At 72.8% G+C, this 18,239-nt stretch carries 16 protein-coding genes; 4 read left to right on the top strand and 12 right to left on the bottom strand.

The annotated features are described in order from the left end of the window. Nucleotides 1-224: 224 nt before the first annotated feature. From QSK20_RS18800 to pgsA, 8 genes are all read right to left on the bottom strand, one after another. A complete protein-coding gene (locus QSK20_RS18800) occupies nucleotides 225-716 on the bottom strand; it encodes an SUKH-3 domain-containing protein (RefSeq protein ID WP_285789889.1) in 492 nt (163 codons plus the stop codon). A 392-nt stretch (nucleotides 717-1,108) separates the two neighbouring features. Next, complete coding sequence (locus tag QSK20_RS18795; protein WP_088985015.1) at nucleotides 1,109-1,858, bottom strand: YebC/PmpR family DNA-binding transcriptional regulator; 750 nt, start codon at nucleotides 1,856-1,858, stop codon at nucleotides 1,109-1,111. 298 nt (nucleotides 1,859-2,156) lie between these two features. Then, a complete protein-coding gene (pdxT, locus tag QSK20_RS18790) occupies nucleotides 2,157-2,762 on the bottom strand; it encodes a pyridoxal 5'-phosphate synthase glutaminase subunit PdxT (RefSeq protein WP_285789888.1) in 606 nt (201 codons plus the stop codon). 45 nt (nucleotides 2,763-2,807) lie between these two features. Then, nucleotides 2,808-3,725 (bottom strand): pyridoxal 5'-phosphate synthase lyase subunit PdxS, encoded by a 918-nt coding sequence (gene pdxS, locus QSK20_RS18785; RefSeq protein ID WP_285789887.1) that lies wholly within the window; start codon nucleotides 3,723-3,725, stop codon nucleotides 2,808-2,810. 149 nt (nucleotides 3,726-3,874) lie between these two features. Beyond that, nucleotides 3,875-4,378, bottom strand: a complete 504-nt coding sequence (locus QSK20_RS18780) for a hypothetical protein (protein WP_285789886.1) — start codon at nucleotides 4,376-4,378, stop codon at nucleotides 3,875-3,877. Between the two features lie 82 nt (nucleotides 4,379-4,460). Next, entirely contained in the window at nucleotides 4,461-5,621 is a 1,161-nt protein-coding gene (locus QSK20_RS18775; RefSeq protein ID WP_285789885.1) for a glycosyltransferase family 4 protein, read from the bottom strand. A 103-nt stretch (nucleotides 5,622-5,724) separates the two neighbouring features. Continuing rightward, nucleotides 5,725-6,678, bottom strand: a complete 954-nt coding sequence (locus QSK20_RS18770; RefSeq protein WP_285789884.1) for a phosphatidylinositol mannoside acyltransferase — start codon at nucleotides 6,676-6,678, stop codon at nucleotides 5,725-5,727. A gap of 31 nt (nucleotides 6,679-6,709) precedes the next feature. Next, nucleotides 6,710-7,339 carry a phosphatidylinositol phosphate synthase gene (gene pgsA, locus QSK20_RS18765; RefSeq protein WP_285789883.1) on the bottom strand — a complete coding sequence of 210 codons (630 nt, stop codon included), beginning with the start codon at nucleotides 7,337-7,339 and terminating at the stop codon, nucleotides 6,710-6,712. 246 nt (nucleotides 7,340-7,585) lie between these two features. Between pgsA and QSK20_RS18760 the strand changes: the two genes are divergently transcribed. After that, nucleotides 7,586-9,742 (top strand): elongation factor G-like protein EF-G2, encoded by a 2,157-nt coding sequence (locus QSK20_RS18760; RefSeq protein WP_285789882.1) that lies wholly within the window; start codon nucleotides 7,586-7,588, stop codon nucleotides 9,740-9,742. A 123-nt stretch (nucleotides 9,743-9,865) separates the two neighbouring features. Here the strand turns inward: QSK20_RS18760 and QSK20_RS18755 are convergent, their stop codons facing one another. Beyond that, a complete protein-coding gene (locus QSK20_RS18755; protein WP_285789881.1) occupies nucleotides 9,866-10,924 on the bottom strand; it encodes an aldo/keto reductase in 1,059 nt (352 codons plus the stop codon). An 87-nt stretch (nucleotides 10,925-11,011) separates the two neighbouring features. Next, complete coding sequence (locus QSK20_RS18750; RefSeq protein ID WP_285789900.1) at nucleotides 11,012-11,527, bottom strand: HIT family protein; 516 nt, start codon at nucleotides 11,525-11,527, stop codon at nucleotides 11,012-11,014. Between the two features lie 241 nt (nucleotides 11,528-11,768). On the opposite strand from QSK20_RS18750, the gene QSK20_RS18745 reads away from it, so the two are divergent. After that, entirely contained in the window at nucleotides 11,769-12,521 is a 753-nt protein-coding gene (locus QSK20_RS18745) for a D-Ala-D-Ala carboxypeptidase family metallohydrolase (RefSeq protein WP_285789880.1), read from the top strand. Nucleotides 12,522-12,582: 61 nt separating this feature from the next. Here QSK20_RS18745 and thrS read toward each other — a convergent pair whose 3' ends face one another. Both thrS and QSK20_RS18735 read right to left on the bottom strand, forming a co-directional pair. Continuing rightward, on the bottom strand, nucleotides 12,583-14,583 hold the full coding sequence (thrS, locus tag QSK20_RS18740; RefSeq protein WP_285789879.1) for a threonine--tRNA ligase: 2,001 nt from the start codon (nucleotides 14,581-14,583) through the stop codon (nucleotides 12,583-12,585). Between the two features lie 328 nt (nucleotides 14,584-14,911). Beyond that, the gene (locus QSK20_RS18735) at nucleotides 14,912-15,832 is read right to left on the bottom strand and encodes an ADP-ribosylglycohydrolase family protein (protein WP_285789878.1); all 921 of its coding nucleotides are present in this window, start codon (nucleotides 15,830-15,832) and stop codon (nucleotides 14,912-14,914) included. Nucleotides 15,833-15,905: 73 nt separating this feature from the next. Here QSK20_RS18735 and QSK20_RS18730 point away from each other — a divergent pair, with 73 nt between their 5' ends. Then, nucleotides 15,906-16,595 carry a response regulator transcription factor gene (locus QSK20_RS18730; protein ID WP_088985028.1) on the top strand — a complete coding sequence of 230 codons (690 nt, stop codon included), beginning with the start codon at nucleotides 15,906-15,908 and terminating at the stop codon, nucleotides 16,593-16,595. Between the two features lie 29 nt (nucleotides 16,596-16,624). Continuing rightward, on the top strand, nucleotides 16,625-18,019 hold the full coding sequence (locus QSK20_RS18725; RefSeq protein WP_285789899.1) for a HAMP domain-containing sensor histidine kinase: 1,395 nt from the start codon (nucleotides 16,625-16,627) through the stop codon (nucleotides 18,017-18,019). Nucleotides 18,020-18,239 lie beyond the last annotated feature (220 nt).

Below are 18,239 nucleotides of genomic sequence, written 5' to 3'. Positions count from 1 at the left end.
ATACCCTCCGACCGCCGCAGCCGCCGGATCTCCGCCCAGTCCTCCACGCTCAGCACCTCCCGATGCTTCAGGAGGTGGTCCCGATTCAGCCGGAACCACGTGGTCAGTTTTCAGGCGGAACCGACAGCTCATCTCCAGCTTTCCCACGGTTTCAGGGAAGTCCCAGCTCAAGCAGGAGCCCCGCCAGGACTCACCTGGCGGGGCCTCACTCCACTGTCGTGAATTCATCGCGGCCACGGCTCTAAACCCGCATCGGAGTGCAGGCAAACTAGAGGGCGGTCGGCATAAACCGCCAACTCCACAGCACCTTCGACGGTGCGGCCCATTTCCCAAATCCATCCGAGGCCAGCCGCAACCACCCGGCCGCCGGACTCCACGAAGACGCTCGAATAGCTGAGCCATTCGCCGACCGGGAAGTAGTGTCCACCCAGGACACCCTCGATCTCCAACGCCAAGCCTCGCTGGCCAACTCCGGCCGAAAGGGGGTCAAAGTTGAAAGGCTCATCGTTGCTGAAGTTTGGGCCCGACTGATTCACTGGCTCAATAACCAATCCCCCCAGCGCGACAAGAACCTCCTCAGCCTTCGAATGCGACACATACCCTTGCCGCCGAAGAGAGTCGATCCAAGGGCCAGCATCCACTCTTCGCTGAGGGCTCCAACCGCAGCCCTGGAGGGCCTGCAACAGATCGGGACGCATCGAGTCAAATTTGATCATGACCGTTAACCAATACCGAGATGATTCAGCAACCGCGCGCAACGACCGCATGGGTTGGCAGGTTGACCATGCCCAGCCGTGTTCGATGTCGGCATGGACTTGTTTCTCGACATCACCGTTCGCATCGCACCTCCCCTGATAGTTTCCGGCCCTTCGGCCGCGTGAGCCTGAATGAGGCAGTGACCCTGGGCGCAACCTTCGTGGTGGCCGACCTTTTCCAGCGTCAGAGCCCCCGCCAGAGGGCCCTCCGCCTGCAGGCCCGTTGTGACCAGAGGTCGTGCGCGGTGTCCGAGCTCGAAAGAGCACCGTGAGAACAAAGAACGGCGGCGGCACCGTGATTCGGTGCCGCCGCCGTTGAGCAGGAAAAGAGCGCCGCCGACGATGGGCGAAGGTCAGCCGACGGCCGCCATGATCTCGTCCGAGACGTCGAAGTTGGCGTAGACGTTCTGCACGTCGTCGCAGTCCTCGAGGACGTCGATCAGCTTGAAGACCTTGCGCGCGCCCTCCTCGTCCAGCGGGACGTTCACGCTGGGGATGAGGGAGGACTCGGCGGACTCGTACTCGATGCCGGCGTCCTGGAGGGCGGTGCGCACGGCGATCAGGTCGCCCGGCTCGGAGACCACCTCGAAGGCCTCGTCCAGGTCGTTGACCTCCTCGGCCCCGGCGTCGAGGACGGCGAGCATCACGTCGTCCTCGGTGGTGCCGGCCTTCGGCACGATCACCACGCCCTTGCGGGAGAACATGTACGACACGGAGCCGGCGTCGGCGAAGGAGCCGCCGTTGCGGGTCAGCGCGGTCCGCACCTCGGTGGCCGCGCGGTTGCGGTTGTCGGTCAGGCACTCGATCAGCAGCGCGACGCCGTTCGGGCCGTACCCCTCATACATGATCGTCTGGTAGTCGGCGCCGCCGGCCTCCAGGCCGGAGCCACGCTTGACCGCGCGGTCGATGTTGTCGTTGGGTACGGAGTTCTTCTTCGCCTTCTGGATGGCGTCGAAGAGGGTCGGGTTACCGGCCGGGTCGCCGCCGCCGGTCCGGGCTGCCACCTCGACGTTCTTGATGAGCTTGGCGAACATCTTGCCGCGCTTGGCGTCGATGACGGCCTTCTTGTGCTTGGTGGTCGCCCACTTTGAGTGGCCGGACATCTCGTACCTCCGTCTGTTGACCCACGCCTGCGTCGACTGCCCGCGCCTGCTCCACGACACCTCGACGCCGGCGGCGGGGGCGGCCGGTCGGCTCCGCGTGGAGGGCTACGGCGGGCGGTGGCCCTGCCGAACCGCGGCAATCCTACCGAGGTTCCCCAGGTCGGTGTCACGCCACCACCACGCGCCGGGGCGGGCGACCCGGAAACGGCGATGTCGCGGTGTCCCGCCGGGGGGACACCGCGACATCGCCGGAACGGCGGCCGGACCCGGCCGGTGGTGCGGACCGGCCGGGCGCCGGTCAGCCGGCGGCGCGGACCAGCTCCACGAAGTACGCGTGCAGCCGCAGGTCGCCGGTCAGCTCCGGGTGGAACGAGGTGGCCAGCAGGTTGCCCTGCCGGACCGCGACGATCCGCCCGGCGGCCGGCCCCTCGGTGACCGTGCCGAGCACCTCGACGTCGTCGCCGACCCGCTCGACCCAGGGGGCCCGGATGAAGACCGCGTGGAAGGGCTCCCCCTCGATGCCGGTCAGGGTCACCGGCGCCTCGAACGAGTCGACCTGCCGGCCGAAGGCGTTGCGCCGGACGGTCATCTCGACCGCCTCGAAGCCACGCTGGTCGGGGCGGCCGTCGAGCACCTCCCGGGCCAGCATGATCATGCCGGCACAGGAGCCGTAGACCGGCATGCCGGCGGCGATCCGCTTGTCGATCGGCTCGCGCATCTCGAAGATGTCGGCGAGCTTGCTGATCGTGGTGGACTCCCCGCCGGGGATGACCAGCCCGTCGACCGCGTCCAGTTCCTCGGGACGGCGGACCGGACGGGCCTGGGCGCCGCAGCCGGCGAGGGCGTGCACGTGCTCGCGGACGTCGCCCTGGAGCGCGAGCACCCCGATCGTGGGTGCCGTCACCTGCTCACCAACCTTCCCGTGTGCCGGACCGTGGGATTCCCGCGCTCACCAACCCCGCTCGGCCAGGCGGTGCGGCTGCGGGATCTCGTCGACGTTGATGCCGACCATGGCCTCGCCCAGGCCCCGGGAGACCTTGGCCAGCACGTCCGGGTCGTCGTGGAAGGTGGTGGCCTTGACGATCGCGGCGGCCCGCTGCGCCGGGTTGCCCGACTTGAAGATGCCGGAGCCGACGAAGACGCCCTCGGCTCCGAGCTGCATCATCATCGCGGCGTCGGCCGGGGTGGCGATGCCACCGGCGGTGAAGAGCACCACGGGCAGCTTGCCGGTCTCGGCGATCTCCTTGACCAGCTCGTACGGAGCCTGGAGCTCCTTGGCCGCGACGAACAGCTCGTCGGTCGGCAGCCCCTGGAGGCGGCGGATCTCCTGGCGGATCTTGCGCATGTGGGTGGTGGCGTTGGAGACGTCACCGGTGCCGGCCTCGCCCTTGGAGCGGATCATGGCCGCGCCCTCGGTGATCCGGCGCAGCGCCTCGCCGAGGTTGGTCGCGCCGCAGACGAAGGGGACGGTGAACGCCCACTTGTCGATGTGGTTGGCGTAGTCGGCCGGGGTGAGCACCTCGGACTCGTCGACGTAGTCGACGCCGAGGGACTGGAGGATCTGGGCCTCCACGAAGTGCCCGATCCGGGCCTTCGCCATGACCGGGATGGAGACCGCGTTGATGATGCCGTCGATCATGTCGGGGTCGCTCATCCGGGACACTCCGCCCTGGGCGCGGATGTCGGCCGGAACCCGCTCCAGGGCCATCACCGCGACCGCACCGGCGTCCTCGGCGATCTTGGCCTGCTCGGCGTTGACCACGTCCATGATCACGCCGCCCTTGAGCATCTCGGCCATGCCGCGCTTGACGCGCGCGGTGCCGACGACGGGCGTGGCGGTGGCGGGCTGGGAGGTGGATTCGGACACGGGTGATCGCTCCTCGGCGTGTCGGGGGGTGCTCAGGTCACGGAAATGCTACGTCCGGGTCAACACCCGGCCGACAGCCAATCACGCCCCGGGTGGCCTGCTCTGTGACGACCGTCACCGGGAATCCCGACACTGGGACAGCGGGCGGCTCAGCCGGCCGGGACGTCCGCCGGCAGGGCCAGGGTGGGCTCGTCCACGTCGAAGTAGCGCGGACGGTCGTGCCGGCGGGCCATCCGCAGCAGGCGCACCAGCACCCGGCGACGGGCCGTGAGCGCGTCCCGGACCAGGTCGGTGTGGACCTGCCGGGCCAGCGCCAGACGCCGGCTCGCCGCGATCACCGCCTCGCAGGCCGGGTCCGCCGGGTCGAGCCGCACCGCGCGCAACTGCCGGGTGAGGTCGTTCTCGGCGACCTCCCGCTCCTCGGGGGCGGCGTCGAGGGCGATCCGCGCGGCGGCGTAGAGCTCCACGCCGTAACGCTGCTCGGCCAGGACCGCCGCGGCCGCCGCACGACGCAGCAGGTGGGCGTCGAGGGCCCGGGCGGCCGACTCCGCGCGCAGGTGCAGCCGCTCGACCCGGGACGCCGTCCAGATCAGGTACGCCGCCACCAGCACGACGGCCGCGACCGCGCCCACCACCCACCACATGCCCGGCATCGTAGTGCTGCTCCTGTTCCCGTCCGCCCGGGTGCGCCGGTCGCCGTCCGTCCGGCCACCCCCGCACCACCGTCACCACAGCTCAGCCCAGCCCCACCCACTCCTGGTCGATCACCCGCCCGTCGGTGGCCTCGATCGCCGCCGCGTAGACCTCCAGGACCCGGCGGGCGACCACCGGCCAGTCGAAGGCGGTCACCACCTGGTCGCCGCAGGCGGTCAGCTCCGCCCGCCGCGCCGGGTCGTCGAGCAGGCCGGCCAGCGCGTCCCGTAGCGCGCCCGCGTCCCCGGTGGGGAAGAGGTGTCCGGCCCGTCCCCCGTCGAGCACCCGGCGGAACGCGTCCAGGTCGCTGGCGACCACCGTGGTCCCGGCGGCGAGCGCCTCGGTGAGGATCATGCCGAACGACTCGCCGCCGGTGTTCGGCGCGACGTAGAGGTGCACGCTGCGCAGCATGCGCGGTTTGTCCGCCTCGGAGACCAGGCCGAGGAAGGTGACCCGCTCCCGCAGGTCGGCCGGGAACCGGGCGTAGAGGTCGTCGGCCTCGCCCGGCCCGGCGACCAGCAGCCGCAGGCCGGGACGGTGCGGGGCCAGCTCGACGAAGGCGTCCCGCAGCACCGGGAAGCCCTTGCGGGGTTCGGTGAACCGGCCGAGGAAGCCGACCGTGCCGCCGGTGCCCGCGCCGCACTCCCCGGGCCAGCCGGGCAGCGGCTCCGCGCCGGTGAACCGGGCCACGGTCACCCCGTTGGGGATCTCCACCGCGCCGCCGCCCATGTGCTCGACCTGCACCTTCCGGGCGAGCGCGCTGACCGCGATCCGGGCGGTGATCCGTTCCAGCACGATCTGGAGCACGCCCTGCGCGGCGGCGAGCGCCCGGGACCGGGTCATCGCGGTGTGGAAGGTCGCCACCACCGGCCCTCGCGCGGAGAGCACGGCCAGCAGGGACAGGCTCAGCGTCAGCGGCTCGTGCACGTGCAGGACGTCGAAGTCGCCCCGGGTGATCCAGCGGCGGACCCGGGCGGTGGAGACCGGACCGAAGGCGATCCGGGCCACCGAGCCGTTGTACGGCAGCGGGACCGCCCGCCCGGCCGGCACGACGTACGGCGGCAGCGGCGAGTCCTCGTCGGCGGGCGCGAGCACACTCACCTCGTGCCCGAGGCCGATCAGCGCCTCCGCGAGGTCGACGACGTGATTCTGCACGCCTCCGGGCACGTCGAAGGAGTACGGGCAGACGATGCCGATACGCACAGCTGGCGCCTTTCGTTCACTGCCGCGGGGCTCCGCTCCGCTGCTCCTCGCACTCCGGCCCGCTCACCTGCCGCCTCGCTCCTCACGTCCTCGCGGCGTACCGTCAGACCGGCCCGGAGGCCGCCGGTGGCCGGCTCTCCCGCCGGGGCCGTGACGACGGGTTGCCCGGGCCGTCCTGGTCCAGCCACATCCGCTGCAACATGTGCCAGTCTTCCGGATGGCGGGCGATGCCCGCCGCCAGACCGTCGGCAATCCGCTGGGTCAACAGCCGGGCCCGCTGGTCGAGGGGGCCGCTGTCCGGGTCGGGCAGTTCCAGCGGTCCCTCGATGGAGGCGCACGGCGCATCCGGTTCGTACCACATCGTGGCGACGTAGAGGGGCGCCCCGGTGCGCAGGGCGAGCAGGGCCGGGCCGGCCGGCATCCGGGTCCGTCCGCCGAAGAAGGTGACCTCCACGCCCCGGGCGGAGAGGTCCCGGTCGGCCAGCAGCGGCACGACGTGTCCGGCGCCCAGCCGCTCGACCAGGATCTCGAAGGGAGGACGCTCGCCACCGTGGGTGGGCAGGATCTCCATGCCGAGGCCCCGTCGGAAGGCGAGGAAACGCTCGTAGACCGCCTCGGGGCGGAGCCGCTCGGCGACCGTGGTGATCGGCCAGCCCTGGGCGGCGACCCAGGCCCCGGCGGCGTCCCAGTTGCCGGCGTGCGGCAGCGCCACCACCGCGCCCCGACCGGCCGCCACGTCGGCGGCGAGCAGGTCGTGGCCGTGGACCAGCCGGAAACCGGCGAGGAGCTGCTCGTGGCTGCGCGAGGGCAGCCGGAACGCCTCCAGCCAGTACCGGGCGTACGAGCGCAGCCCCTGACGGACCAGCTCGTCCAGCTCCGCCTCGGGCAGGTCGGGCCCGACCACGCGGCGCAGGTTCGCGGCGAGTCGGGCCGTACCCGCGCCGCCGGCCCGGTGGGCGCGGTCCGCGCCGGCGCGGAAGATGGTGGCGGCGACCGGGCCGGGCAGCGCGCGGACCAGCCGCCAGCCGGCGACGTAGCCCAGTTCGGCGAGGTTCACCCCGCTCCTCCCCCGTCGCCGGTCGGGCCGGTCACCCCGGCACGCCCGCCCGGGCCCGCTGGGCCTGCCGGTACACGTGGATCATCCGCTGGCCGACGGTGAAGATGGACACGGCGGCGAGCAGCCAGAGCGCCACGACCAGGGCCCGGTCGATCCCGAACCCGGTGAGCAGCCCGCCGACGCCGACGATGAGCAGCCGCTCGGTCCGCTCGGCGATGCCCACGTTGCAGGTCATGCCGAGCCCCTCGGCCCGGGCCTTGACATAGGAGACCAGGCCCCCGGCGGCGAGGCAGACCAGCGCCGCGGCGACCCCGCCCCGGTCGCCCTGCGTGGCGAGGTAGTAGGCGACCGCGCCGAAGACCGCGCTGTCGGCCACCCGGTCCATGCTGGAGTCGAGGAACGCGCCGAACGTGGTGGAGCCACCGCTCATCCGGGCCATCGTGCCGTCGAGCAGGTCGGTCAGCGCGAAGACGGTGACGATGAGGGCACCGGCGACCAGGTGCCCGCGCGCACCGAAGCCGAGCGCGCCGACGAGCACCCCGACGGTGCCGGCGACGGTGACCATGTTGGGGGTGACGCCCGCGCGGAGCAGGGCACGTGCGACCGGCTCCACGACACGGGTCATCCCCGCTCGGGCCGACACTTGGAAGATCTTCGCCATGGCGGTCCCACGATAACGGTCCGCCGGTACGGACGGTACGGCCGGTCGTGCCGACCCGCCGACGGGCTTGTGTCGGATCGGTAACGGGTGTGAGATCGGGGCAAGGGGACGTGAGTCAGCTCACCCACCCGCCCGTCACGTTCCCGGTCCGCAGCAGTCCACCGGAGGATATCGCCGCGCACGCCCGGGCCGCTTCCCCCGTCACGCGGCGGTCGCCACCACACCACGGCACAGGGAGGTGCGCCCATGGCGCAGAGGAGTCACGACAGGGGTTCCACCGGAGGCGTCCCGGTGGCGGACGAACCGCGTCGCGTCCGCAACGTGGTGCTGGTGGGCCACTCCGGGGCCGGCAAGACGACCCTGGTCGAGGGGCTCCTCGCGGCCAGCGGCACGATCACCCGGCCCGGCACGGTCGGCGACGGCACCACGGTCTGCGACCACGACCCCGCCGCGGTACGCCAGCAGCGCTCGGTGAGCCTGGCCTGCGCGCCGCTGTGGCACAACGACGTCAAGGTCAACCTCCTGGACACCCCCGGTTACGCCGACTTCGTCGGTGAGCTGCGCGCCGGGTTGCGGGCCGCCGACGCGGCCCTGTTCGTGGTCTCCGCCGTCGACGGCATGGACGCGGCCACCGCCGCGCTCTGGGAGGAGTGCGCCGCCGTCGACATGCCCCGGGCGGTGGCCGTCTCCCGGCTGGACCACCCGCGCGCCGACTTCGACGAGGCGGTGGCGCTGTGCCAGCGGGTCTTCGGCGACAACGTGCTCCCGCTCTACCTGCCGATGCTGGGCGACGACGGAATCTCGGTGGTCGGCCTGATGGGGTTGATCACCCGTCGGGTCTTCGACTACACCGAAGGGCTGCCGGCCGCCATCCGGCAGCCCGACCCGGAGCACCTGCCGGCCATCGTCGAGGCCCGGGACGAGCTGATCGAGGGGGTCATCGCCGAGAGCGAGGACGAGACCCTGATGGACCGCTACCTCGACGACGAGGAGATCGGCACCGACATCCTCGTCGAGGACCTGGAGAAGGCGGTCGCCCGGGGCCACTTCCATCCGGTGGTGCCGGTCTGCGCGCAGACCGGGGTGGGGCTGGACGTCCTGCTGGAGGTGCTGACCGCGGCGTTCCCGTCGCCCCCGGAGCACACCCTGCCGGCGGTGACCGGGGTGGACGGCTCGCCGCGTCCGCCGCTGACCTGCGACCCGGACGGGCCGCTGGTCGCCGAGGTGGTCCGGACCACCGTCGACCGGCACGTCGGCCGGATCAGCCTGGTCCGGGTCTTCTCCGGCACCCTGCGGCCGGAGCAGACCATCCACGTGTCCGGACACGGCCTGGCCGACCGGGGGCATCCGGACCACGACGCGGACGAGCGCGTCGGCCACGTCTACAGCCCGCTCGGCGCGACGCTGCGCGAGGTGCCGTACTGCGTGGCCGGTGACCTCTGCGCGATCACCAAGTCGGGCAGCGCGGAGACCGGTGACACCGTCTCGGCGAAGGACGACCCGCTGCTGGTCGCCCCGTGGGAGATGCCCGAGCCGCTGCTGCCGGTGGCGGTGGTGGCGCGCAGCCGGGCCGACGAGGACGCGCTGGCCCGGAACCTGGCCCGGCTGGTCGCCGGGGATCCGACCCTGCGCCTGGAGCGCAACCCGGAGACCCACCAGCTGGTGCTCTGGTGCATGGGCGAGGCACACGCCGACGTGGTGCTGGACCGGCTGCGTGCCGGCGGCGTCGACCTGGAGACCGAGCCGGTGCGGGTGCCGCTGCGGGAGACGTTCGGCGCCGCCGCCACCGGCCACGGCCGGCACGTCAAGCAGTCCGGCGGGCACGGCCAGTACGCCGTCTGCGACATCGAGGTGGAGCCGCTGCCCCGGGGCGCCGGGTTCGAGTTCGTCGACCGGGTGGTCGGCGGAGCGGTGCCGCACACCTACGTCCCCTCGGTGGAGAAGGGTGTCCGGGCCCAGATGGAGCGGGGTCTGGTCGCCGGGAACCCGGTGGTCGACCTGCGGGTGACGCTGGTGGACGGCAAGGCCCACAGCGTCGACTCCTCCGACGCGGCGTTCCAGACCGCCGGGGCGCTCGCCCTGCGCGACGCCGCCGGCCGGGGTGGGGTGGCGCTGCTGGAGCCGGTGGACGAGGTCGAGGTCCGTATCCCGGACCGGTACGTCGGCGCGGTGCTGGGTGACCTGTCCGGCCGGCGGGGCCGGGTGCTCGGCACCGAGCCGGACGCCTCCGGGGTGGAGCGCACCGTCGTCCGCGCCGAGGTGCCCGCCACCGGGCTGCTGCGGTACGCGGTGGAGCTGCGCGCCACGACCTCCGGCACCGGCACGTTCCGGCGGTCCTTCGCCCGCTACGAGCAGCTCCCCGCCCACCTGGCCGACGAGGTCCGCGCCGCGCACACCCCCTGACCCCGACCCGGTCGGCGGGTCACGGACGACGCCGGGGCAGGCGGCACCGGGCCGGTGGCACCGGGCCGGCGGGCCAGGGCGGCGCCGGGTCGGTGACGCGAGGCGGCGAGGCGGCGGGCCGGGTCAGGGGCGCGCCCCGGGAAGTGTGGGAACCGGCCAGTAGGGGCGGTCGGCGTCCCGGAGGGCGGCGGTGCGCAGGGCGGCGAGCTGTCGTTCCACCTCGGCGAACTGGTCCGGTGGCAGCGGCCCCCGGTGCAGCGCGCCGGCGTTCTCCTCCACCTGGGCCACGGTCCGGCAGCCCGGGATGGGGACGGTCCGGTCGCTGCGGGCCCAGATCCAGCCCAGCGCCCCCTGGGCGAGGGTCCGCCCGTCGGCGGTGAGGGCGGCCCGGACCGTGGCCACCCGGCGCAGCCACTCCGGGGCGGGACGGCCGCCCCGGAACCAGTCCAGCCAGCCGGAGGTGACGCCCCGGACGTCGTCGGGCGGCAGCGTGGAGCCGGCGGTGTACTTGCCGGTGAGCAGGCCCATGCCGAGCGGGCCCCGGCAGATTCCGGCCAGGTCGTACTTGTCGCAGACGGCGAGCATGGCCGGGGCGTCACGCAGCACCGACAGGTTGTGCTGGACGGCGGTGTGGTGCGTGCCGGTCCGGGCGTAGGCGGCGGCCCGGTCGGGGTGGTCGGTGCTCCACCCGTACGCCCGGACGAGGCCCTCGGCGACCAGGTCCTCCAGGGTGCCGACCAGCGCCTCGGCGCGTGGGACCGGCAGGTCGGCGAGGTGCAGGTGGTAGAGGTCGATCCGGTCGGTGCCGAGCCGGCGCAGCGAGTCGACCACCGCCCGGCGCAGGTACGCCGGTGACGCGTCCCGCCCGGTGACCCGCCGGGTGGCCTCGTCGAAGGTCCAGCCCCACTTGGTGGCGACGAGCGCCTCGTCCCGCCGCCCGGCCAGCGCCCGGCCGAGGATCCGCTCGCCGTGCCCCGCGCCGTACGTGTCGGCGGTGTCGAAGAGCGTGACACCGAGGTCGAGGGCACGGCGGATCGCCCGGACAGACTCGGTGTCGTCGACCGGCCCCCAGCCCAGTGGCCGGCTCCCGTCGGCCCAGGGACCGCCGATCGCCCAGCACCCCATGCCGAGAGCGCTGACCTCGATGCCACTGCGGCCAAGTCGCCGCGTCGTCACTGCCACCGGTCGATCCTGTCACCCGGGTGGGACGGCGCGCGGCATGTCCTTACACCCCGAAGACAGGACACATGCGACAGAGCGGACAGTCGGTCAGGCCGCCGGCCAGGCCTTGGCGAGCAGGTCACGGGTGTCGGTGAGCAACTGCGGCAGAACCTTCGTCTGCCCGATCACCGGCATGAAGTTGGCGTCCCCGCCCCAGCGGGGCACCACGTGCTGGTGCAGGTGCGCCGCGATACCGGCCCCGGCCACCCCGCCCTGGTTCATGCCGAGGTTGAAACCGTGGGCGTTGCTGACCTGGCGTACCACCCGCATCGCCGTCTGCGTGAAGGCGGCCAGTTCGGCGGTCTCGGCCAGGTCGAGGTCGGTGTAGTCGGCGACGTGCCGGTACGGGCAGACCAGCAGGTGCCCCGGGTTGTACGGGTAGAGGTTGAGCACCGCGAAGACGTGCTCGCCCCGGGCCACCACCAGGCTCCCCTCCGGGGCCAGCCCCGGGGCGCGGCAGAAGGGGCAGCCGGCGGGCTTCTCGTACCCGCCGTCGGGTCGGTCCCCGCCGGTGATGTAGGTCATCCGGTGCGGGGTCCAGAGCCGCTCCAGGCCGTCGGCCATGCCGTTGTCCGTGTGCCGTTCCGCCCCTGTCACGTCCCCGATCCTACGTTCCCGGTCGGGCGGTCCCGGGCGACCCGGCGGCACCTCCGGAGCGGGGCGCACCAACGACATATGGCCATCTATGCCCTCATCATCACCCCGCGCCAGATTAAGAATGTGTGAAGGATATTGACGCACGGCCCAAGGTCGATGAAACTTCCATCCCTATCTATTGTGATGATCGTCGATGGGAGTGTGTGTCGTGAACCGACGTACCGCCGTTCTCCGCCGGCTCGGGCGCGCCCTGACGGCCTGCGCGCTGGCCGCCGTCGCCAGCCTGGTCGGTGTGACCGTGACGAGCAGCGCGGCGCAGGCCGACGGCTGCTACACCTGGGGTCGCGCCCTCTCCTCCGGCATGACCGGTGAGGACGTCCGCCAGCTCCAGATCCGCGTCTCCGGCTACCCCGGCTACGGCGCGGTGCTCGCCCTCGACGGCGCCTTCGGCCCGGCCACCCGGTCTGCGGTGATCCGCTTCCAGCAGGCCTACGGGCTGGCCGCCGACGGTATCGCCGGCCCGGCGACCCAGGCCAAGCTCTACGAACTCCAGGACAACGACTGCACCCCGGTCAACTTCACCTACGCCGAGTGGAACCGGTGCAACAGCAACTGGTCCGGCGGCGCGGTCTCGGCGAGCACCGCCAAGTTCAACGCGCTGGTCTCGATGTGGAAGCTCCAGGCCATGCGACGGGCGATGGGCAGCGCGCCGATCAACATCAGCAGCGGCTTCCGTAGCTACTCCTGCAACAGCGCGGTCGGCGGGGCGTCCAACAGCCGGCACCTCTACGGCGACGGCGTGGACCTGGTCGGCGTCCACTCGTTCTGCGCCTTCTCCCAGCAGGCCCGCAACCACGGCTTCACCAACATCCTCGGCCCGGGCTACCCCGGCCACAACGACCACGTCCACGTGGGCAACACCCCGAGCCGCTCCTGGTCGGCCCCGAGCTGCGGGGTCTGATCCGCGCCACCCGAACGACGAGGCCCCCGCCCAGCGGCGGGGGCCTCGGTACGTTCGCAGGTCAGGCGGCCGACGGTCCGGCGTTGACGCGGGAGCGGACCACCTCGGTCACGTGCGCCACCGCCTCGTCGAGCGGCACCCCGTTGCGCTGCGACCCGTCCCGGTAGCGGAACGAGACGGTGCCGGCGGCCACGTCGTCGTCCCCGGCGATCACCATGAACGGGATCTTCTGCTGCTGGGCCGTCCGGATCTTCTTCTGCATCCGGTCGTCGCCCGCGTCGACCTGGGCGCGGATCCCCTGCCCGCGCAGCGTGTCGACGAACTGCCGCAGGTAGTCGGTGTGCTCGTCGCGGATCGGGATGCCGACCACCTGCACCGGGGCCAGCCAGGCCGGGAACGCGCCCGCGTAGTGCTCGGTGAGCACCCCGAAGAACCGCTCGATCGACCCGAACAACGCCCGGTGGATCATGACCGGACGCTGCCGCGTGCCGTCGGCCGCCTGGTACTCCAGCCCGAACCGCTCCGGCAGGTTGAAGTCGACCTGGATGGTGGACATCTGCCAGGTCCGGCCGATGGCGTCCTTGGCCTGCACCGAGATCTTCGGTCCGTAGAAGGCCGCGCCGCCCGGGTCCGGGACCAGGTTCAGGCCGGACTCCTCGGCGGCGGAACGCAGCGCCTCGGTGGCCCGCTCCCAGTTCTCGTCGGTGCCGACCGACTTCTCCGGATTGCGGGTGGAGAGCTCCAGGTAGAAGTCGTCCAGACCGTAGTCGCGCAGCAGTTCGAGCACGAAGGCCAGCAGCGACTTCAGCTCGCCGGCCATCTGCTCCTCGGTGCAGAAGATGTGCGCGTCGTCCTGCGTCATGCCGCGCACCCGGGTCAGACCGTGCACCACGCCGGACTTCTCGTACCGGTAGACCGTGCCGAACTCGAACATCCGCAGCGGCAGCTCACGGTAGGACCGCCCCCGGGACCGGAAGATCAGGTCGTGCATCGGGCAGTTCATCGGCTTGAGGTAGTAGTTCGCGCCCTCCACCTCCATGGGCGGGAACATCCCGTCGGCGTACCAGTCCAGGTGACCGGAGACCTCGTACAGGTTGCCCTTGGTGATGTGCGGGGTGTTCACGAACGCGTAGCCGGCCTGCTCGTGCTTGATCCGGGAGTAGTTCTCCATCTCCCGGCGGATGATCCCGCCCTTCGGGTGGAAGACCGCCAGCCCCGACCCCAGCTCGTCGGGGAAGCTGAACAGGTCCAGGTCCACCCCGAGCTTGCGGTGGTCGCGCCGGGCCGCCTCCTCGAGCAGCTTCAGGTACGCCTTCAGCTCGTCCCGGGTCGGCCAGGCGGTGCCGTACACCCGCTGGAGCTGCGGGTTCTTCTCACTGCCCCGCCAGTACGCGGCGGCCGAACGCATCAGCTTGAACGCCCCGATCAACCGGGTGTTCGGCAGGTGCGGCCCCCGGCACAGGTCCGACCAGCAGACCTTCTCCTCCTTGGCGGCGAGGTTGTCGTAGATGGTCAGCTCACCGCCGCCGACCTCCATCACCTCGGAGGAGTCCAGCCCCTCGCCCTTGACGTCGATCAGTTCGAGCTTGTACGGCTCGTCGGCCAGCTCCGCCTTCGCCTCGTCCAGGCTGGCGAAGCGCCGCCGCCGGAAGCGCTGACCGGACTTGACGATCTCCTGCATCCGCTTCTCGAGCTTCGCCAGGTCGTCGGGCTGGAAGGGCTTGTCGACGTCGAAGTCGTAGTAGAAGCCGTTCTCGATCGGCGGGCCGATGCCGAGCTTCGCGTCCGGAAAGACGTCCTGCACGGCCTGGGCGAGCACGTGCGCGGTCGAGTGGCGCAGCACGTTCAGCCCGTCCGGCGAGTCCAGGCTCACCGGCTCGACCTCGGTCTCCTCGGCCGGGGACCAGTCCAGGTCACGCAGCTGCCCCTGCGGGTCACGGACCACCACGATCGCCTTGGGGCCGGTCGCGGGCAGCCCGGCCGCCGCCACCGCGTCGGCCGCCGTCGTCCCGGCGGCGACGACGACGGGGTCGGCCACTGCGGGGGTACGGGGTGCGGACACGATGGCTCCTCCAGAAGGTCACGGAACGGCCGAGGTACGGCCCTGCGCCGATGCTATCGGTCGCCCCACCCCCCACCGCCGCCGGGAAAGGAGGGGACCCCTGTTACCGCTTTTTGCCGAGCAAGGGCCCCCTGCAACCACCCCGGCACGGCAACCACCCGGCACGGCACGGCAACCACCCGGCACGGAGCGGCACGGCGACCGTCCCGGCCCGGCAGGCGCCGACAGCACCGGCAGCGCAGGCGGCGGGGCGGAGCGGAAGTGAGGACGGGGGCGAGGGCGGGACGGGGTCCACCCGGCGCACGGACGGTGACGCGGACGCCCGACGTCAGGCGAGCCAGGCCGGCAGCGGCTCGCGGGCGGCCAGCCAGTCGACGGGCACCCCGCCGGGCCCGCCGGCCCCGGTGTACCCGGCGACGACGCCGCCGACGATCGCCGCCGTGGTGTCCACGTCGCCGCCGGCCTCGACGCAGGCGCGGATCGCCGCCGGGTAGTCGGCCAGGTGCCGGGCGGCCACCCAGAGGGTGAACGGCACCGTGTCCTGGGCGGTGACCCGGGACCCGTTGCCGAGCGCGTCGACCGCCTCGGGCAACGACCGGTCCCGCAGGTCGGCCGCCCGACGGACGCCCCGGTGCACCTCGCCGCCCGGATCGAGGGCCCCGGCGACCCCGGCGAGCAGCCGGGCGGCGTCCGGCCGCTGCCCGTCGAGGCGGCCCCGGGCGGCCAGCGCGGCGGCGACGGCGACCGCCACCGCACCGGCGATCCCCTCGGGATGGGCGTGGGTGATCTCGGCGGACGCCCGGGCCTGCGCGGCGGCCCGGGCGGTGGAGTCGGCGAAGTACGCGCCCAGCGGGGCGACCCGCATCGCCGCCCCGTTGCCGCAGGATCCCTGCCCGTCGAACGCGGCAGCGGCGGCCACCGGCCACGGGGTGCCGGTACGGATCAGCCGCAGGACGGTCACCGCGCCCGGCCCGTACCCCCGGTACGGCTCGGCGCGCTCGGCGAAGGCCAGGGCCAGGGCGTCCCGGTCGATCTGCCCGGCGGTGTCCAGGGCACGCACCACCGAGCAGGCCATCTCGGTGTCGTCGGTCCACGACCAGGGTGCGGCAGGAAGCCGACCTGCGGCCAGATCGGCCGGGGAGTTTCCGGGTACGAAGTACTGGGAGCCGAGCGCGTCGCCGACCGAGAGCCCCGCGAGGCTGTCCCGGGCGAGCGCGATCCGGGTGTCGGTGAAGATCGTGAAGGACATCGCTGCACCAGCTTGCCCGGCCTGCGGGTATGCCGCAACGCGATTCGCTTGCCAGGGGCAGTACCGTCTTGACGTGGCCACCGTGCTCCTGGTCGAAGATGACCATGTCGTCCGCGGCGCGATGCTGCGTTCCCTGTCCGACCGGGGGCACGCCGTGCACGCGGTCGGCACGGCGCTGGAGGCGCTGCGCCGGGTCGCCGCCGAGACACCGGACCTGGTCGTGCTCGACCTGGGCCTGCCCGACCTCGACGGCTCCGACGCGCTGCGGATGCTGCGCGGGATCACCGACGTCCCGATCATCATCGCCACCGCCCGCGACGACGAGCAGTCGGTGGTCCGGCTGCTGCGCGCCGGCGCGGACGACTACATGGTCAAGCCGTTCACCGGCGCGCACCTGGACGCCCGGATCACCACGGTGCTGCGCCGCGTCGGGCGGGCCAGCCGCAGCATCCAGCCGGTGGTGCACACCGTCGGCGGGCTCCGGGTCGACGTGGGCGAGCGCAGCGCCCACCTCGACGGGGAGCCGCTGGCGCTGACCCGCAAGGAGTTCGACCTGCTGGCGTATCTCGCGGCGCGTCCCGGGCGGGTAGTGTCCCGCCGGGAACTCCTGGAGGAAGTATGGCGTCAGCCGTCGGTCGGCGAGGACCAGACCATCGACGTTCATCTGTATTGGCTACGTCGAAAGATGGGCGAGTCCGCGGCGAAGCCGCGCTACCTGCGCACCGTGCGGGGGGTGGGCTTCCGGCTGGTGGCACCGGACTGAGGGTGGCGCTGGCGGCCCTGGTCGCCGGGATGGGCGCCCTCGTGGCGCTGGCGTTCCTGATCCCCCTCGGCACGACGATGCAGGACCGGGCCCGGGAGGAGGCGCTGGCCGACGCCGCGCGTCGCGCCGCCCTGGTCACCGGCACCCTCGCGGTCAGCACCAAGGCCGAGGACGTCGCCCGCGCGGTGGAGGCGACCGGGGGCGACCCGGCCACCCGCCCCCTGGTCCACGGGCTCGGCGGCGATCCCGGCGGCCGGGCCGACCAGGCGGACGTGGCCCGGGCCGGTCTGGAACGGCACTCGCTCGTCGTCGACGTGCCCGGCGGGCTGGTCCGGCTGGACCCGGTGGTCCTCGGCGACCAGGTCGCGGTGGTCGAGGTCTTCGTGCCGGCGTCGACGACCTCGGGCGGCGGCACCCGCACCTGGCTGTTGCTCGGCGGGGTGGCCGTGGCCCTGGTGGGCGCCGCGGTCGTCGTGGTCGACCGGTTCGCCGCCCGCACCGCCGACGCGGCCCGTGGCCTCGTCCGGGCCGCCGGCGCGATCGGCGAGGGCGAGCTGGCGGCCCGGATCGAGCCCAGCGGTCCGCGGGAGCTGGCCGAGGCCGGCTACGCCTTCAACCGGATGGCCGACCGGCTGGTCGCCGCCCGCACCGACGAGCGGGAACTGGTGGCCGACCTGTCGCACCGGCTGCGCACCCCGCTGACCGTGCTGCGGCTGGACGCCGAGGCGCTCGACTCCGACGACACCAGCGTCGGCACGTTCAGCGAGGACGAGCTGGACCGGCGACGGAGCATCCGGCGGATCCGGCAGGCGATCGTCACCCTCGAGGGCGAGGTGGACGTCCTGATCAAGACCACCCGCAAGGCGGTCACCCAGGAGACCGAACCGGCGATGTGCGACGTCAGCGAGGTGGTCCGGGACCGGATGGTGTTCTGGTCGGCGCTGGCCGGGGACCAGAACCGGCCGCACCGGGTGACCGGGGCGCAGGTGCGCATCCCGGCGCCGGTGCCCCGGGCGGAGCTGGCCGCCGCGCTCGACGCGGTGATCGGCAACGTCTTCCGCTACACCCCGCAGGGCACCGCGTTCGAGGTGGCGCTCTCCCGCCGGGACGGCTACGTGGCGCTGCGCATCGACGACGCCGGCCCGGGGATCGCCGACCCCGACCGGGCGCTGCGCCGGGGAGCCAGCGACCAGGGCTCCACCGGTCTCGGACTGGACATCGCCCGACGGGTCGCGTTGCAGGCCAGCGGGTCGGTCAGCATCGACCGGGCCCGGCTGGGCGGGGCCAGCGTGGTGATGCTGCTGGCCGACCCGGAGGCGACGCCCCGGACGGTCAACCGCTTCGGGCTGGTCGGCCGGATGGCCCGGGAACGGGAGCCCCGGGGCCGTCGTCGCTGGCCCCGCCCCCGCCCGTCGGACGACTGAGCTCCCGACGACGCGGCGCTTCCGGGAAGGATTCGCTTTGGGCCGGCTCAGGTCTTCCTTAGATCCGGCTTAACGAACGACCACACCGGCGCACCGGCTGGCAGGCTCGGGGACGCGAACCCATCAGTTCCACCGCTCCACCGGTCTACGCCCCGGGAAGCATTCCCACCGGCCGGTGGAGCCCACGCGCGGCGGGGGCGCGGTCCCCCACACCAACCCC

Origin of the sequence: Micromonospora sp. NBRC 101691 (genome assembly GCF_030269285.1) — a bacterium.
Taxonomy (GTDB): Bacteria; Actinomycetota; Actinomycetes; order Mycobacteriales; family Micromonosporaceae; genus Micromonospora; species Micromonospora echinospora.
This window is presented reverse-complemented; position numbering and strand designations above follow the sequence as displayed.

What these genes read in the sequence shown, in the direction of transcription:
- QSK20_RS18800 (WP_285789889.1), bottom strand. Translation starts at nt 716, where the DNA reads ATGATCAAATTTGACTCGATGCGTCCCGATCTGTTGCAGGCCCTCCAG.
- QSK20_RS18795 (WP_088985015.1), bottom strand. Translation starts at nt 1,858, where the DNA reads ATGTCCGGCCACTCAAAGTGGGCGACCACCAAGCACAAGAAGGCCGTC.
- QSK20_RS18780 (WP_285789886.1), bottom strand. Translation starts at nt 4,378, where the DNA reads ATGCCGGGCATGTGGTGGGTGGTGGGCGCGGTCGCGGCCGTCGTGCTG.
- pgsA (WP_285789883.1), bottom strand. Translation starts at nt 7,339, where the DNA reads ATGGCGAAGATCTTCCAAGTGTCGGCCCGAGCGGGGATGACCCGTGTC.
- QSK20_RS18760 (WP_285789882.1), top strand. Translation starts at nt 7,586, where the DNA reads ATGGCGCAGAGGAGTCACGACAGGGGTTCCACCGGAGGCGTCCCGGTG.
- QSK20_RS18750 (WP_285789900.1), bottom strand. Translation starts at nt 11,527, where the DNA reads ATGGCCGACGGCCTGGAGCGGCTCTGGACCCCGCACCGGATGACCTAC.
- QSK20_RS18735 (WP_285789878.1), bottom strand. Translation starts at nt 15,832, where the DNA reads ATGTCCTTCACGATCTTCACCGACACCCGGATCGCGCTCGCCCGGGAC.
- QSK20_RS18725 (WP_285789899.1), top strand. Translation starts at nt 16,625, where the DNA reads ATGGGCGCCCTCGTGGCGCTGGCGTTCCTGATCCCCCTCGGCACGACG.